Consider the following 15131-nt stretch of genomic DNA (forward strand, 5'->3'; position numbering starts at 1 on the left):
AAGTCTAATAACACTTAGGCTGTCAGCCATCCATATACCAGTGGAAGATGGTTGAGCCCTTTGCCCCCACAGTGGACGCCTTTGACACCGTGGCGTTCCTCGCGGGGTCTCCGAACCGAATCATGGTACTCGATTCGGTTATCTCGTTTGGCCCGATATCGCGACGTGAACTCGTCGACGTACTCGGACTCTCGCGCGTTACTGTGAGCCGCATCCTCGACGATTTCGAGGAACGTAACTGGGTGTCTCGTCGCGGAACGCTGTACGACGCAACACCAGTTGGCGAGGTCGTCTGTGAACTGTTCGAGAGGTTCCTCCAGACTGCCGGGGCGCTCCACGCCATCTCGGAGGTGCTTCCATGGCTTCCACCCGGGTTCGACGTTGACGTGCGACTACTCACGACGGCTCGCATCACGATACCGACGTGGAGTGACTCGATTGCGCCTGTTCGCCGGGCGGCCAGGCTCTGTGAAGGAAACGACGTTCTCCGAGTCGCCGCATCTGGCGTCGCACCAGACGTAATCAACGGGATTCGGAATGCTGCTGTCGAAGACGGCGCAGATGTCGAGGTCACCTTGACCACAACTGCACTCTCTGTCCTCTGTGGTGACCCGCCGATGCGAATCTGGTTCCACGACCTCGTGGATGCTGGTGGTCGAGTGTACGAACATCCCGGACATCCATATCTACTCGCAACGTGTGACCGGCGAGCAGTCATCGGAATGAACGACGACATGGGCGTTCCACGAGGACTGATCGAATCGACTGACGCTGATATCTTCGAGTGGGTCGCGGAAACGATAACTCGGTGTCGCGAAGAGGCAGTACCCGTCGACAACGAGGTGTTTTCGGGATGATGCGATGCTCGTCAGATGGACTGTGGCCGCCGTGACGTCCCCACTCGACGCGGCCCTGTTTCTCGCTCGTTCGGAGAACCGCGTCCGGGCGCTGAACGCACTCACCGAGCGCCCGTACGACCGTGCAGACCTCGCAGAGACACTCGGCATCTCTCGAGTGACTGCCCAGCGCACGCTCGACATCTTCATCACGTACAGGTGGGCGACTGTGGAGAATCGCTGCTATCGTGCAACCGAACTCGGCGAGGTTGTCTTTGCGGAGTTCGAGTCGATGCTCGAGACGCTCGAAACGACACAGCGACTGGCAGTCGTCACTCCGTGGCTTCCGCGTGAGTTCGATGTCGACGTGCGGCGACTCACTACTGCTCGAATCACGCTTCCTGCGTCCGGAGACCCAACCGCACCACTCAGACGCGCAACTGAGCTGATGGGGAACGCCACGGCAATCCGTGGAGTCGGGTCCGGAATCGCATCCGACGTACTCCGGACCAACCACCGCGCTGTCGTGGAAGATGGACAGTCGTTCGAAGTCGTCTTCTCGGGTGGCGTCCTCGACGTGATTGCAGCAGACAAACAGATGTCCCGATGGCTATCCGAACTGCTCGAAGCAGGCGGGACCATCTACCGCCACGAAACGCCCGACCTCCTTCTCGGAGAGTTCGACCGAGACGTGATTTTCATGGGGGTCGCAGACGAGTCGGGAACCCCACAGGGCGCTATCGAGAGCAGCGACCCGGCGGTTCGCGAGTGGTTCGAGACGACCTTCGAGCGCTATCGTACCGAAGCGACGCCGGTCGACGCCGAGTCGTTCACACCCTGAACGCCGTTCACGGGGTGTACATCGGTCTCGGGGTGTCTATATCGTGTTTGTTAGCAAATGACATATTGATGAAATCGAATAGCTATCAGCCGAACGGTCAGACCGATGATTCGCGTGTCGTGTCCACTCACGACGAGCTATCGAGTCGAGTCGCAGGGCGACGTCGAATCCTCAAGCTAGCCGGGGCAGGTGTGCTCCTCGGACTTGGGGCCGGTACTGCAGGTGCAGCACCACAGGAGGGAACGCCCGGATACTTCGAGGTGAAGGCCTCCTCCCCCGAGTGCGAGGTCATCGAACTCGAATACAGCAGTGGAATTGCACCGGTGACCGTCGATATCTCTGGACCTGCCTCGTACACGGAGATACTCACTCGTGACGACCGCGTCAGAACACTCACGGACGTTCCTCCCGGGACGTATACTGTCGGTGCGTTACCTGGAAAAGAGTACGACCCCGAAGAGGACTCACCCGTGAACGTGGTCGGAAGTCAGCTTGTCGTGGACTCTTGTGTGACTGGTGTGACGGTTAGAGCCGAGTGTAATGGCAATTACTTGAAACTCTTCGCTGAGAACCCCACGAACCAAGATGTGTGGTTAGTCTGGCGTACCGTTTGGCCATTCGGTGCGGTTTCCAGTTCAGGCGTTACCATCCCTGCAAACTCCCCCGAGACGCTCCTCCGGTCCACTCTCGGAGGAGCGGGGTTCACGCACACCTTCACAGCGAGGGTCGGTGCGACCAGTGACACTTGGACTTGGATCGATGTGAACGGGGTGTCCAGTTACACACTTCCACCGTACGAAGAAATCTGTGCATAGAATCCTCGACATCGACTGGCGGCAGGTGCAGGCGGAGAAGACACGGCCGCAGACGCGGCCAAGTCTCTTATAACGATAGTTGAACACGCTGGCATCGTGTTGTAAGGTCGCGAGGAGTACGAAACGTGTCTCTACATCACCCCGAACGGGAACACTCGAATCGAAGCCGGCGACATCGTCTCGATCGTCTCACCCGACTCCCTCCCGGAGCAGTTGCTTCGGGCGTTCGATAAGGAATCGTCGAGTGACGAGTGACTGGTCGCTCGCCAATCGGTGCTGCGACAGCAGAAACAAGGTGAGAACTGCGTTCTCGTTCAGGACGAGATGGTGTCGCAGTTCCACCCGGGGTCGTGGCCGGTTCGTGCGATGAGGTCAGACCGACACGCCGGGCAGTAGTCGGGCGTGACTGCCTTCCCTCGCGGGACGTAGACCGCGTTACCGCATTCCACACACGCATCGTCGACGATGGTCGCACAGTCCGCACAGATGTTGAAATCGTCGACTGTGAGGTCGCGCAGGTTCTCGAGTTGTTTGTCCAGGATGTACTCGTCGATGACCGCCTGACAGCTGTGGCACGGCTTCATAGCGATACACTGTGGGGCTTGGTAGCATGGTACATATAGCTGTCGGAGAGTGTTCGGGTTTCGTGGTTGTTGCTTCGTGAAAAGTAGGGACCGCCCGGATTGTGAACATCGTGGACAGAAGTCCACGTGCTCACACTCGCTTCGCTCGTGTGAACCTCACTCGCAACAAGTTGCTCACTGGTTCAAATCCGTCTTCGTCCACGCACCACGGATTCAGAAGGTGCTCGCACACCCTACGCGGTGCTCGGGAGTCGAGTTCGCGTAGAAGTGGGACCGCCCGGATTTGAACCGGGGTCACGGGCACCCAAGGCCCGAAGTATACCAGGCTAACCCACGGTCCCGCATATACATCTCTTTTCGTCCCAATGTAAAGGGTTTCGTTCTGATTCGTCAGGTAAGCGGGAAGAAATACGCCACCCCGAGGGTGGTCACGACGCCGAGAACCAACTGAAGCGGACCGCCGACGCGCATGTAGTCAGTGAACTTGTAGCCGCCGGGACCGTAGACGAACAGGTTCGTCTGGTAGCCAACCGGCGTCATGAACGCCGTCGATGCCGCGAACATGACCGCGAGAACGAACGAGAAGGGCGATGCGCCCAGTGTGGTCGCCGCTTCGATAGCGACGGGAATCATGAGGACGACGCTCGCGTTGTTCGAGATGATGTTCGTCAACAGCGCCGTCACGAAGTAGAAGACACCGAGGACGGCGAGAAGCGGCAGCACGTCACCACTCATGACGACCATCTCGGCGAGGAGTTCGGCCGCCCCGGAGTTCTCCATCGCAATCCCCAGCGGGATGACGCCCGCAAGCAGGAAGATGACGTCCCACTGGACGGCGTCGTACAGTTCGGTCGGCCGAAGGCATTTCGTCGCGACCATCGCGAGCGACCCGAGCAACGCGGCGACGACGATTGGAATGAAGTTGAGCGCTGCCAACCCGACGACGCCAGCGACGATGCCGACGGCGACGGGAATCTTCGATTCGCGGAAGTCGTGGCGCTCGATCTCCTGTGCGACGATGAAGTCACGGTTGGTGTCGAGACGTTCGACACTCTCGACCGTCGCCTGTACGAGCAACGTGTCACCGACACGGAGCGGGAGGTTGTCCATCCGGCGGCGGATGAGTTCGCCACCACGACGGAGAGCGAGGACGGTGGCGTTGTATCGCTGGCGGAAACTCGCGGTCGCGAGCGACTCGCCGACGAGCGACGACCCCGGTGCGATGACTACTTCGACGAGGTTCTGGCCTTCGCCTGCGATTTCGAGTTCGTCTTCGGTCACCGTCGCCGGCACGATGTCCAACCCCTCCATGTCGAGCAGGTCGACCAGCGTGTTGCGGTCGGTTCTGACGGTGAACACGTCACCGGCTTGTATCTCCTTCGGGCCGAGTGGTTCGAGGAAGACGCTGTCACCACGAATCAGTTGCAGCAGGTCGACGTCGAAATCCGTCTCGACGAGCGCTTTCTGGACCTGTTGGCCGATGAGTGGTGAATCGTCTCGGACGACCACTTCGGTCAGGTACTCCGCCAGTTCGAACTCTTCGGTCAGGTCGAGTCGCGGTTCGATTCGCGAGGGGGTCAGTCGGCGGCCAATCGTCAGGAGGTAGACTGTTCCGACGACCATGACAACGGCACCCAGTGCGGTGAATTCGAACATCGAGAAGGGCGCTTCACCGGTGATACGGGCGTACACGTCGCTGGCGAGGATGTTGGTCGAGGTTCCGATGAGCGTCAACATTCCGCCGAACATCGAGGCGTACGACAGCGGCAAGAGCAGTTTCGACGGCGACGTTCGCCCGCGTTCTGCGAGGTCCGTCACCATCGGCAACAGAATCGCCACGGCGGCGGTGTTGTTGATAAATCCCGATATCGGCCCGACGAGGCCGACTGTCGCGGTCAGTTGCTTCAACTCGCTGTCGCCAGTGAGTGCAGACACTTTCGCACCGAGTATCTGGATGACACCGGTTCGCTGGACGCCATCGCTCAGGATGAACATCGCGAGCACCGTCAACGTCGCCGTGTTGGCGAATCCGGAGAGTGCGTCGCCGGGATACGACTCGAAGAGAATGATTGGTTCGCCGAGCAGACCCGCGCCTACGAGTGCCTCCGAGGCGGGTTGAATCAGCATCAACGTCACCATGATGCCGATTGCCGTCACGTCGACCGGAACCGGCTCTGTCGCAAAGAACAGTAACGCGACGAGGATGACGGCGAAGACGACGATGATTGCCGGCGTTATCGCTACCACGCACGTATCGACGCGCTGGCACCCGAAAAGCGTGCGGGATGCGGAACGTCTCTTTTGGCCGACTGTCTCGTCTCGGTGGTCGCGGTTGACGCTGGTTATCGGTCGTCTTCGGCGAGTTCGAGGTCAGCGACGATATCGTACGGTGACAACCCACTCCGAATACCGTCGAGGATGCGGAACGCCTCTTTCGGAGCGAGGAACTGTCTCGTGACGGCGACGCCGAGCGGTGTCGGATCGAGGCCGTCGATGAAGCCCCATTCGAGCAGTTTGCCGACTGCGTGAGTCGTCGGCACCTCGCCGAGCATTCGGTCGTTGAGCGATTTCGCTTTCTTGCCGGCGACGACGATGTTCGCCAGCGTCTCTTCGGCGGCCGACGACTCGTCGTAGACCGTTCTGACCTCCTCCATCTCACCTTTCAGGAGTTTGAACGCGACTTCGTCTTCGGTCATCTCCATCGAGTTGTGGTAGGCGGCGTCGGGTTCGACGAGCAGGTAGACGGTCCCTTTGTCGTGGTAATCTGGTCGGCCGGCGCGCCCGAGCATCTGGCTGAACTCCTGGACAGAGAGCCACTCAATGCCCATCGCCAGCGTGTCGAAGATGACCTGTGACGCGGGGAAGTCGACACCGGCGGCGAGTGCAGCGGTGGTGACGACGGCCGCGAGGTCCTGATTGGCGAACTGTCGTTCGACCCGCTTTCGGCGCTTGTAGTCCAATCCGGCGTGGTACGGGGCGGCGTTGTACTCCAACTTGCGGGAAATCTCGTGACAGCGTCGTCGTGAGTTGGTGAAGATAATCGTCTGGCCGCGGTAGCCCTTCGAGGACTTCGTGTCGAACGCCCGTTTCACGAGTCGGTTCTCGATGCGAGGTTTCTCTTGTCCGCTTGCGAAGGTGACGTGTCGCTCGATGGGAACCGGTCGGTCTTCGTACTCGATGAGTTTCGCCTTCAGGCGCTGCGCAAGCCACTTCGGGTTGCCGACGGTCGCAGAGAGGTAAATCCACTGCGCGCCGTCGTAGTTGTCGCGGCCTTTTGCGCGGTTCTCGCAGTAGTATTTCAACCGCGAAATCATGCCGTCGAGACGGTGGCCGCGCTCTTCTTCTTTCAGCGTGTGAACCTCGTCGATGACGACGGTGCCGATGTCCCCGAGGTCTTTGCCCGTCCGGAGCGCGTGGTCGATACCTTCGTAGGTACCGACGATGACGTCGGCGTTCGGGTCGAACCGGTTCCCGTCGTCGTTGATTCTGCTCGCGCCGACGCGAATCGTGACGTTTCCGAGGTGGCCATAGCGTTCCTTGAAATCCTCGTGTTTCTGGTTGGCGAGGGCGACGAGCGGGACGAGAAAGAGCATCTTCCCGTTGCCCTTCAGCATGCGGTCGATACCGGCGAGTTCGCCGATGAGCGTCTTCCCCGTCGCGGTGGCACTGACCACCAGTTGGTCGTCGCCGTCGAGCGTGCCGTTTCGGACGGCGAGACTCTGCACCGGGAGCAACGTCTCGAACCGCTCTGTCAGCATCGACTTGAGGTTCGGATGGATATCGAGGTCGGCCGTATCGACCAAATCGACGTCTTCAGTCGTCGCGCTGATGGTGTCGAACTTCGTCAGGTCGGGGTCCAACTCGCCCTGTAAGAGGTTCGTGATACGAGTCAGGTCGCCCGTCTCGTAGAGGAGTTCTTCGAGGCGGTCCTGGGCTGCTCTCGTGAGGCCGCCAGCGAAGGAGAGTTCCTGTTCGAGTTCGCGGACGGCACAGTCGCGGCAGACGTACTCGTGTTCGGCTTTGATAGCCGTCTCGTCGGTGATGGGGGAGTAGCGGCCGTTCGCCGAGCATCGGCGACAGGTTCGGACGACGAGCGCCTCCAGTTGATAGCCGTCGAGCATCGCTTTGAGTTCCTCACGGCCGTGCTGGGAGGTCTGCTGTGAGATACGGATTCGAGAGGCAGACCGAGCGAGTTCGACGAACTGACTCGGGTCTCGTGGCGTTTCTTCGCCCTTTCGGATGACGAGGAATCGCAACGGACGGGGGCCCGCGTTCGTCTCTTTGAGTTCGAGTTTGCCGCGGAGCACCCGCTTTCCCTCTCGCTGGACCACGACGAGATAGTCGTCGTCCATCTGGTGGAGAAAGAGCGTGTCGACGCGGGTGACCTGTTTAGACACGATGCCTGCTACGGTGACGTGGTATTTCAGGGATTCGTCTGCGCGTCGTGTCTGAGGTTCGTCTGCGCGTCTCGTCCGTGGTGTGACTGTGTCGCGTCCTCTCTGCGTGTCTGTTGCTGTGGCTACTTGTCGTCGACGAGTTCGATCGCGTCGTCACCGTTCGGGACGGCGCAGAGGAACGACCCTTCCTCGTCGGATTCGTTTCGGTACCAGTGGACGACGCCAGCGGGGATGAACAGTGAGTCGCCCGCCTCGACTTCGAACTCTTCGTCGCCGATGCCGACGACGTACCGCCCAGAGAGGACGTGCTGTTCGTGTTCGACTTCGTTCGTGTGTTTCGGAACCGAGGCACCGCCGTCGAGGACGAACCGCCGAATCGCGAAGTTCGGTGCGCCGTCGTCGCCGGAGATGAGGACGCCTTTCGACATGCCGTCGGCAGCGCCAACCGATTCGTAGTCGACATCCTCGCCACGCTTGACGACCGGTTTCGGTCGAGAATCGCTCATGTCTATGTGTGTATCGTCGGTCCGCGTAAGCCTTGCTCCCGTAACTGGACTCTCATCTACCTGCTGGACTCTCATCGACTTACTGGATTCTCATCGACTTACTGGATTCTCATCGACTTACTGGATTCTCATCGACTTACTGGATTCTCATCGACTTACTGGATTCTCATCGACCTGCTGGACTCTCGTCCACCGACCGCTCTTCCATCTCTCCACTGCCCTGATTACTTAAGCCCCCTGCGTGACTAGTAGCGGTATGCGAGGAATCCGCATCGGTAGTGTCTTCGGCATCCCGATCAGGTTGGACCTCACGTTTCTCCTCATCCTCCCGCTTTTCGCGTGGCTTATCGGGTCTGACGTCGGGAATCTCTCACTCCTCATCAACAACCTCTTCGGGGCCTCTATCGACGGGGACGCACTCTCTGATGGCTCGATACAGTGGATTCTGGGCAGTGCGGCCGCAATCGGGTTGTTTGCTGGCGTTCTCCTCCACGAGTTCGGCCACTCGCTCGTCGCGATGCGGTACGGCTACGAGATCGAGTCGATTACCCTGTGGCTCTTCGGCGGCGTCGCTCGATTCAAAGAGATTCCAGAAGACTGGAAACAGGAGTTCACGATTGCAGTCGCTGGCCCACTCGTCTCTGTCGCCATCGGCGTCGTCGCGTACGCCGGGTTTATCGCACTCCCGGACTCGCTGGGACCCCTGAAGTTCGTCACGGGCTACCTTGCCTTGATGAACATCTCACTCGCCGTGTTCAACATGCTCCCCGGATTCCCGATGGACGGTGGCCGAGTGCTCCGTGCGCTTCTCGCCCGGAATCGCCCCCACGCCAAGGCGACCCAGATGGCCGCCGAAGTCGGGAAGGTGTTCGCGTTCCTCCTCGGTATCTTCGGGCTGTTCTTCAACCTCTTCCTGGTCGCACTGGCCTTTTTCATCTACATGGGCGCGTCCGGCGAAGCCCAACAGACCGTGCTCAAAGCGACGTTCCAGGACGTCGTCGTCAACGACATCATGACCACCCGAGAGAATCTCGACGTTATCGACGAGAAAGCGAGCGTCACCGAACTCCTCGAACGGATGTTCGTCGAGCGACACACCGGCTATCCGGTCCTCCAGAACGGCCACCTCGTCGGGATGGTCACCCTCGACGACGCCCGCGGTGTCAGAGAAGTCGAACGAGACGCCTACCTGGTCGAAGACATCATGAGCGACGAACTCGCGACCATCGACCCATCGGCGGACGCGATGGACGCGATTGCACTCATGCAAGAACGCAGTGTGGGCCGACTCCCGGTCGTCGACGAACAGGGCGAGTTCGTCGGCCTCGTCTCGCGGTCGGACCTCGTGACCGCCTTCAACATCATCCGCAGTCGCGGCTCACTCGACACGATGGCCCGGAACGAAGGCGGCCTTCCGCAACTTCGCTAACCTCGTACTCCCTCTTACTTCGGTTCTTCCCGGACTTCTTCGGTTCGGGTCGTGTCTTCTCGGTTGGCTTGGTTTCGGTCCGCGTCTTCTCGTGATCGTTCGATTGCGGCTTCACTCTCGTAGAGGTCGACTGTCGCGTGTTCCCAGACCCACGAGACGGCGTCGTCGAGAACGGCCGAGTCGGAGCCAGTGAGTTTGATTCGCGTCGGCCCACCTCGATTTGGGTAACTGCCGACTTCGACGCCGAACCGCTCGGCAGCGAGGCCGAGTTCGCGGGCGACTGCGCCCTCCGGTGCATCGGCGTAGAACTCACGCGACACTCTGTCGCCGGCGAATCGCTCCGAAATCCCGTCGAACATCGGTTTCATCTCGTCCGGAATCCCCGGCAGGACGTAGACGTTCCCTGCCCGGCACCCCGGTGCGAGTCCCTCGTCATTCGCGAGTACCTCCGCACCCGCTGGCATCGAGGCGTACCACTCTACGTCGAGGTCGAAGTCGATGTCGGGCCGGCGTTCGAGAATCGCCGCGATGGTCGTTTCGACCTGTTCGGCGGCCTCCTCGTTGACGACGAACTCACGCTCTAGACCGGCGGCGACGGCCTCCATGGTGATATCGTCCGGCGTTCCGCCCAGTCCACCGGTCACGATGACCGCGTCGAAATCGGCGCTCCACGCCGCGACGACGCCGGCGATGACTTCGTGGTCGTCTGGAACCGTCTGAATCCGGGCCACTGTCGCTCCCCCGTCGGTGAGTCGCTTGGCTAGCCACGTCGCGTTCGTGTTCTCGATGTCGCCTGCGAGGAGTTCGTTGCCGACGGTGAGGATGGCGACGTTCATTGGGTGTTCAGTCGTGTCGATGAAAGAAAGGCGTACCCGTTTTGCGCAGTCCCCGCCGATATCTCTCACTCGAGTCACCTCTCGAAGCGGGCGTTCGTCTGCGACGAGGACCGCGAAAAGTTCGGAGTCGTGACCGCTGCGACAGTCCCAGCGAGTGGTTAGCCTGCGGGGACAGTCGGCCCCACTGGATCTTCGTTGTCTTCCGGGTCGCCCCGGTTGAGTATCGCGTCGCGGATGCGGTCGAATATCGATTCGTCTGTGCGAAGGGTTGGGGGACGCATACCGTGTAGTATGTTGTGCGTTGTCACACTTTGTTCTGGTGGGAAACGATGTGAGTGGTTTCTCGGTCTCGCCTACCGGTAGACCTGCCGGACGGTCGTCTCGTTTACGAAGTACGTCGCTTCGGTAACCCTGTCTGCTTCTACGTCGCCACTCGTGTACCAGTACTCCTGTTCGAAGTGGACGTACACACCGCTTCCCGTCCGGTTCGTCACACGTGCCGACCCGTGACCGACGCCGTATCTGTCGTAGTGGTCTATCGAGTCGAGCGTCTGTGTTTCATGGTGGTCGAGTGCCCGTTCTTTCGCTTCATCGTCGCTAATCGGTGGGTTCGGTGTCGGCGTTGGCGTGGATGTTGGCGTTGGCGTCGCTGTTGTTGTTTGGGTGGTTTCCGTCCGTGTCGGTTCGGTGCTTGGAGTGACGCCGAGACAGCCGGTAGAGAGGAGAACGATGGCGAGGACGAGGGTGAGTGTGGAGGGTCGCACAGGTTGCTGTCTAATAGATGATGTATGTGTTTTGTGGGATGGTCGGTGCGAGAATTGAACCCCAGTCGCTCACTTCGTTCGCTGTGCGCGACCTCCCCGATTCAATTCTCTCCGTCGGACTTCGCACATTCTCGATTGGTACTCGCGGTGCTCACTGCCGTGAGCACACGCTCGAAGGGTGAGAATGTGAAGAAGGTCCAGGTGCGAGAATTGAACCCGCGTCTCAGCCTCCACAAGGCTGAAGGATAGTCCACTACCCCAACCCGGACACGCTGCAACCATCTGTAATCCGCTACGACTAAAATACGTTACGCTACGGCCCCGGAGTGACAGAACCTCACAGTCCACACCCTACTGCACCGCTTTGAAGGCGTGTTTCCACGTCCCGAGATTCGACCCCACGCGAACCCAAAGCGGCACGAGCGCCTCCAGATACCGCGCCGACGTGATATCGCCCACGTCCATCACACTGGGCCATCCGAGTTCGACCACTATCTCTTCGGTCTGTGCTTTGGCATCGTCGTCGTTGCCACAGATGAACATCGGTGGCGTCTCCTCGTCGAATTCGGGGTCTATCATCTGGATATTCGAGACGGTGTTGAAGCACTTCACCACCGAGGCGTCGGGAAGCGCCTCTTGAATCCGTTCGCCGAGCGAGTCAGTTCCACCGAGCGAGAGATGCGGAACACCGCTGGAGAAGTCGAGTGGATTCGTCGCGTCGAGGACGAGTTTCGCTGCAAAGTTCTCTGAGCCGGCCATCTCGACGACGGCTTCGGCGGCATCACCGAGGACTGCAAGGACGACGACATCGCCGTACGCGGCCGCCTCTTCGAAGGTTCCGACAGAGACATCGCCGTCGCTTGGGTCCAGTTGCGCTCGAAGTTCGTCCGGATTTCGGGTCCCGAGCATCACGTCCCACCCGTGGCGGTCGAACCCCCGCCCGAGTGCGCGCCCCACGTCACCACTCCCGAGAATTCCGACACGAGTTGTCTCCATTTCTGTACATAGGGTCCCGGCAGAAATATAGCCCGCGTCGGACGCCAGCGAGAGCGGGAATCTTTTGCTCCTCAACGCCAAATGAACGTCTACGCGTGGCTATCACGGACAAAATCTATCTCAAAAATCACCGCCAAATCGTCTCCCAGCTGGACGCGAACATCCCGAAACGCGTCTTCAGCGGGGCGACGCTCGAAGTGCTCTACTCCGGCGAAGGCCTGACGAAGGTCAACGGCGCGACCCGTGACCGACTCCTCGACTTCGCAGAGGACTTCCTCGACTGCGAGAACTCGGACGACATCTACACTGGCTACCCTGAGCGCAAGTTCATCGCCTACCTGCTCGAACTCCGGGCACAGGGCCTCGGCCCCGACGCCATCGTGGACGTGATGAGCGACGAATACATGGTGTACGCCTACCCCGGCGACGTGCTGTCGTTCCTCGACAACTCGGTTCGGACGCTCGAATCGGTCGAAGCGCTCGCTGACGTCGAAGGCGACAGAGAGATGCAACAGGAAGCGCGGCAAGCGAAGAAGGACCTCGTCGGTCCGCGCTGAAGTCGGCTGCGGGCGGATCTTTGCGCCCGCGACAAAGGCCGTCAGTTATCCGAGTCGAAAGGAGGGTTCGTCGCTCGCGGCGTCGAGGTCCTCCAGTTGGATGACCTCTTCGACGTCGTCACGGTCGCTTTCGAGTTCTTCGCGGAGGTAGTTCACGTAATTTTTGTGCTCTTCGAGTTGCTCGCGGAGGTGGTCGGCCTCGAGTTCGAGGCGCTCGTGTTCGCGGATGAAACTCTTCGGAACCTCGACGGTCGGCGGGAACGACGTCTCGTCGCTCTCGCGGAGCGTCTCCAGTTCGTGTTTCGGGACGACCTGTACCTGACCGTCGTGGGCAACTAACGTGTCCACGTAGTCGCGGAAGACGGCGGACAGGGAGATGTCCCGCTCTTCGGCTATCTCCCGGAGTGTCTCGAACGCGTCTTCGTTGACGCGGAACGAGATGGTCTTATTCTTGTTGCCCATGTTACTGTTCGCTCTGTAGTCTGACCACTTAATATTTCGTCAGACGGGGTGTTCGACCGGTCGAACGCTCCGAAAATGGGGGCGAAACGGTGGAAACCGTTCGTCGATTCGGTTCGATTGGGGGAACTGTCGCCTCGATAGCGACGAGTTACGCGCTCAGTTCGTCTGCCTGTTCGAGGCTTTCGAGTGCAGCGATTGCGGCGTCTTTGTACTCGTCGGCGTCGAGGTCGTAGTGTTCGCGGGCCATCCGCGCGTACTCGTTGCCCTCGTCGTCGATGCGCCCGATTCGGTCGAGCGTTCGCTCGGCAGTCTCGGTCACCCAGCGGTCGCGCGTCGCCGCGTCGACTTCGGTGATGGACTCGGGGCGGACGGAGACGTTGATGTTTCCGTCGTCCGTCTCGTAGGTCCGCGGTTTGCCGACGACGGCGACGTACGCGGGCGCTTCGAGGTCACGCAGTGCGCTCGCGGCCTCGGGCTGGTACTGGCCGGCGTAGACGAAGAACGTCCCCGTCGGGTCGACGATGCGACCACGCCAGTACTCGTTGTCTTCGCCCACGTCTTCTTTCTCGGTGAGGGTCCCCACGAGGAAGACGCGGTTCGCGCGTTCGCCCGTCGGGAGCAGCAAGTAGACGGGTGCGCGTTCGTCGTCGGACTCTTTGAACGTGTAACCGGCGTCGTTGAACTCCTGTGCAAAGACGCGTCGGGCGACCTCTCGGGTGGGAATCTCGTTGGAACTCATTTACATCGACCTCGCTTTGATCAGCAGTTCTTCAGCATCTGTTGGTGCACCGAGTTGCTCGACTTCGTTCGCGAGCACGTATCGGCCGAACGTCGGGCCGGTGACGCGGTAGTAGTACCCAACGAGGTCACCGCGCATCTCCTCTTCGACGATGGTGGTGTCGAGGGCGTCCATGGCCATTTGCTTCGCTTCGTCCAGTTCGATGCCAGTCAGTTCCTCGGTCATCTCCCGGTTGAAGATGACTTCGTGGACCTCGTCGCCGTCGTCGAGGACGGCCTTGATGCGAAGGTCGAACTCGCCTTCGACGTTGCCGTGTTCGGAACACCGCCCGTTCTGGAGGACGCGCGTGCAGTCCTCTTCGGGACAGCGTTTGATGAGGCCGCTTCCGGACTGGATGTCCACGAGGGCACCTTCGACGGCAGTCGAGTCGTCGCCGACTTCGATTTCTTCGTCGAGTTCCGTGATGCTCGTCGTCCGGTTGAGCTTCACGGAGAAGTTGCCCTGGTACTCGTCGGTGACGACGTTCCCCAGCGCGTACGATTTCCCTTCTTCGAGTTCGGGGAGTTCGGACGTGGTGAACGAGACGAACTTCATCCGGCCGGATTCGTCGCCGAGCAGGCCGACCTGTGCGATGGAGTCGCTCCGGGGTTCCCAGAGGTCGACGACTTTCGCTCGCACGTCGACCCACTGTTCGTCCTGGTCGATGTCGTTGAGCAGGGTCTGTTCGTTGCCGCCGGCACCGCCGCCGAGCTCGTCGCGCTCGATACCTGCTTCGTCGAGGTAACTGTTGACGACGCTCCGCCGTGCTTCGTCGACAGGGACGCGGTACTCGCTGACGAGGCGTTCGAGGCGCTCCTCGACGTCGTCTGTGGACACGTCTAGATGGTCCGAGAACTGTTCAGCTATCTCCGCTGCGTGGGTTCGCAAATCAGTCATGGTCTTCCTCGCCTCCACCTTGGTTTCCATTGGGAGGCATACGGAGCTTGGATGCGTATTCATATAAAAATGTCTGAGGCGGAGTGAAAGTGAACAGCACCTCCGAATGAACGAGGAATTGATAGCCACGGGGCACACATCCCTTTGCATGGACGACCGCCTCGAAAGCATCATCCGAAGCGCCGCCCGGACCGCCGGGAAGCGGTACGAGGAGGTCAAACGCGCCTATCGAGACGGCCACGCGTCGTCGGACAGGTTCGAGTCGCTGCCCCGAGATTCTGAGGGCCGTGCACAAATCGTCTGCCGACGACACGCCGAGCGCCGCGCCGTCGCCATCGACGCGAAGGGCCGCCCGGCCTGTTTCGACCCGGACCATCCCGACTGTCAGGGGTGTGCCGAGGATATCCGCGAAGGCATCGTCGAGACGTGGTAA

General features: G+C 60.4%; 17 protein-coding genes and 2 tRNA genes. 6 read left to right on the forward strand and 13 right to left on the reverse strand.

Features of this window, described 5'->3' with window-relative positions; all coding sequences use genetic code 11:
- Nucleotides 1–47: 47 nt before the first annotated feature.
- The 3 genes from ACK3SC_RS01855 (at nucleotide 48) to ACK3SC_RS01865 (ending at nucleotide 2492) form a co-directional block, all read left to right on the forward strand.
- Nucleotides 48–857 (forward strand): helix-turn-helix transcriptional regulator, encoded by an 810-nt coding sequence (locus ACK3SC_RS01855; RefSeq protein WP_416838425.1) that lies wholly within the window; start codon nucleotides 48–50, stop codon nucleotides 855–857.
- 4 nt (nucleotides 858–861) lie between these two features.
- Complete coding sequence (locus ACK3SC_RS01860; protein ID WP_416838426.1) at nucleotides 862–1677, forward strand: helix-turn-helix transcriptional regulator; 816 nt, start codon at nucleotides 862–864, stop codon at nucleotides 1675–1677.
- A 191-nt stretch (nucleotides 1678–1868) separates the two neighbouring features.
- Nucleotides 1869–2492 (forward strand): hypothetical protein, encoded by a 624-nt coding sequence (locus ACK3SC_RS01865; protein WP_416838427.1) that lies wholly within the window; start codon nucleotides 1869–1871, stop codon nucleotides 2490–2492.
- Between the two features lie 314 nt (nucleotides 2493–2806).
- Here ACK3SC_RS01865 and ACK3SC_RS01870 read toward each other — a convergent pair whose 3' ends face one another.
- The 5 genes from ACK3SC_RS01870 to ACK3SC_RS01890 all read right to left on the reverse strand — a co-directional run bounded on the left by ACK3SC_RS01870 (nucleotide 2807) and on the right by ACK3SC_RS01890 (nucleotide 7979).
- Nucleotides 2807–3076, reverse strand: coding sequence for a hypothetical protein (locus tag ACK3SC_RS01870; RefSeq protein ID WP_416838428.1), 270 nt, complete (start codon nucleotides 3074–3076; stop codon nucleotides 2807–2809).
- A 268-nt stretch (nucleotides 3077–3344) separates the two neighbouring features.
- Nucleotides 3345–3417: transfer RNA gene (locus ACK3SC_RS01875), tRNA-Pro, on the reverse strand.
- Nucleotides 3418–3466: 49 nt separating this feature from the next.
- On the reverse strand, nucleotides 3467–5323 hold the full coding sequence (locus tag ACK3SC_RS01880) for an SLC13 family permease (RefSeq protein WP_416838429.1): 1857 nt from the start codon (nucleotides 5321–5323) through the stop codon (nucleotides 3467–3469).
- A gap of 95 nt (nucleotides 5324–5418) precedes the next feature.
- Nucleotides 5419–7473: a DEAD/DEAH box helicase gene (locus ACK3SC_RS01885; RefSeq protein WP_416838430.1), complete on the reverse strand. Its 2055-nt coding sequence runs from the start codon at nucleotides 7471–7473 to the stop codon at nucleotides 5419–5421.
- 122 nt (nucleotides 7474–7595) lie between these two features.
- Nucleotides 7596–7979: a cupin domain-containing protein gene (locus ACK3SC_RS01890; RefSeq protein WP_416838431.1), complete on the reverse strand. Its 384-nt coding sequence runs from the start codon at nucleotides 7977–7979 to the stop codon at nucleotides 7596–7598.
- A 256-nt stretch (nucleotides 7980–8235) separates the two neighbouring features.
- Between ACK3SC_RS01890 and ACK3SC_RS01895 the strand changes: the two genes are divergently transcribed.
- On the forward strand, nucleotides 8236–9408 hold the full coding sequence (locus ACK3SC_RS01895) for a CBS domain-containing protein (RefSeq protein ID WP_416838432.1): 1173 nt from the start codon (nucleotides 8236–8238) through the stop codon (nucleotides 9406–9408).
- A 14-nt stretch (nucleotides 9409–9422) separates the two neighbouring features.
- On the opposite strand, the gene ACK3SC_RS01900 is transcribed toward ACK3SC_RS01895, so the two are convergent.
- From ACK3SC_RS01900 to ACK3SC_RS01920, 5 genes are all read right to left on the reverse strand, one after another.
- Nucleotides 9423–10244, reverse strand: a complete 822-nt coding sequence (locus ACK3SC_RS01900) for a competence/damage-inducible protein A (RefSeq protein WP_416838433.1) — start codon at nucleotides 10242–10244, stop codon at nucleotides 9423–9425.
- A gap of 158 nt (nucleotides 10245–10402) precedes the next feature.
- Nucleotides 10403–10525: a hypothetical protein gene (locus tag ACK3SC_RS01905; protein ID WP_416838434.1), complete on the reverse strand. Its 123-nt coding sequence runs from the start codon at nucleotides 10523–10525 to the stop codon at nucleotides 10403–10405.
- Between the two features lie 72 nt (nucleotides 10526–10597).
- Complete coding sequence (locus tag ACK3SC_RS01910) at nucleotides 10598–11008, reverse strand: hypothetical protein (protein WP_416838435.1); 411 nt, start codon at nucleotides 11006–11008, stop codon at nucleotides 10598–10600.
- A 195-nt stretch (nucleotides 11009–11203) separates the two neighbouring features.
- Nucleotides 11204–11276 (reverse strand) — tRNA-His (locus ACK3SC_RS01915).
- Between the two features lie 83 nt (nucleotides 11277–11359).
- A complete protein-coding gene (locus ACK3SC_RS01920; protein WP_416838436.1) occupies nucleotides 11360–12004 on the reverse strand; it encodes an NADPH-dependent F420 reductase in 645 nt (214 codons plus the stop codon).
- A 95-nt stretch (nucleotides 12005–12099) separates the two neighbouring features.
- Here ACK3SC_RS01920 and ACK3SC_RS01925 point away from each other — a divergent pair, with 95 nt between their 5' ends.
- Nucleotides 12100–12561: a DUF5814 domain-containing protein gene (locus tag ACK3SC_RS01925; protein ID WP_416838437.1), complete on the forward strand. Its 462-nt coding sequence runs from the start codon at nucleotides 12100–12102 to the stop codon at nucleotides 12559–12561.
- A 45-nt stretch (nucleotides 12562–12606) separates the two neighbouring features.
- Here ACK3SC_RS01925 and ACK3SC_RS01930 read toward each other — a convergent pair whose 3' ends face one another.
- The 3 genes from ACK3SC_RS01930 to ACK3SC_RS01940 form a co-directional block, all read right to left on the reverse strand.
- Nucleotides 12607–13023: a ribbon-helix-helix protein, CopG family gene (locus tag ACK3SC_RS01930; protein WP_416838438.1), complete on the reverse strand. Its 417-nt coding sequence runs from the start codon at nucleotides 13021–13023 to the stop codon at nucleotides 12607–12609.
- A gap of 148 nt (nucleotides 13024–13171) precedes the next feature.
- Nucleotides 13172–13762 (reverse strand): RPA family protein, encoded by a 591-nt coding sequence (locus ACK3SC_RS01935; RefSeq protein WP_416838439.1) that lies wholly within the window; start codon nucleotides 13760–13762, stop codon nucleotides 13172–13174.
- A complete protein-coding gene (locus tag ACK3SC_RS01940; RefSeq protein WP_416838440.1) occupies nucleotides 13763–14698 on the reverse strand; it encodes a replication factor A in 936 nt (311 codons plus the stop codon). It lies immediately after the preceding gene.
- 148 nt (nucleotides 14699–14846) lie between these two features.
- On the opposite strand from ACK3SC_RS01940, the gene ACK3SC_RS01945 reads away from it, so the two are divergent.
- The gene (locus ACK3SC_RS01945) at nucleotides 14847–15131 is read left to right on the forward strand and encodes a hypothetical protein (RefSeq protein WP_416838441.1); all 285 of its coding nucleotides are present in this window, start codon (nucleotides 14847–14849) and stop codon (nucleotides 15129–15131) included.

Origin of the sequence: Haloferax sp. DFSO52 (assembly GCF_048158745.1) — an archaeon.
GTDB lineage: Archaea > Halobacteriota > Halobacteria > Halobacteriales > Haloferacaceae > Haloferax.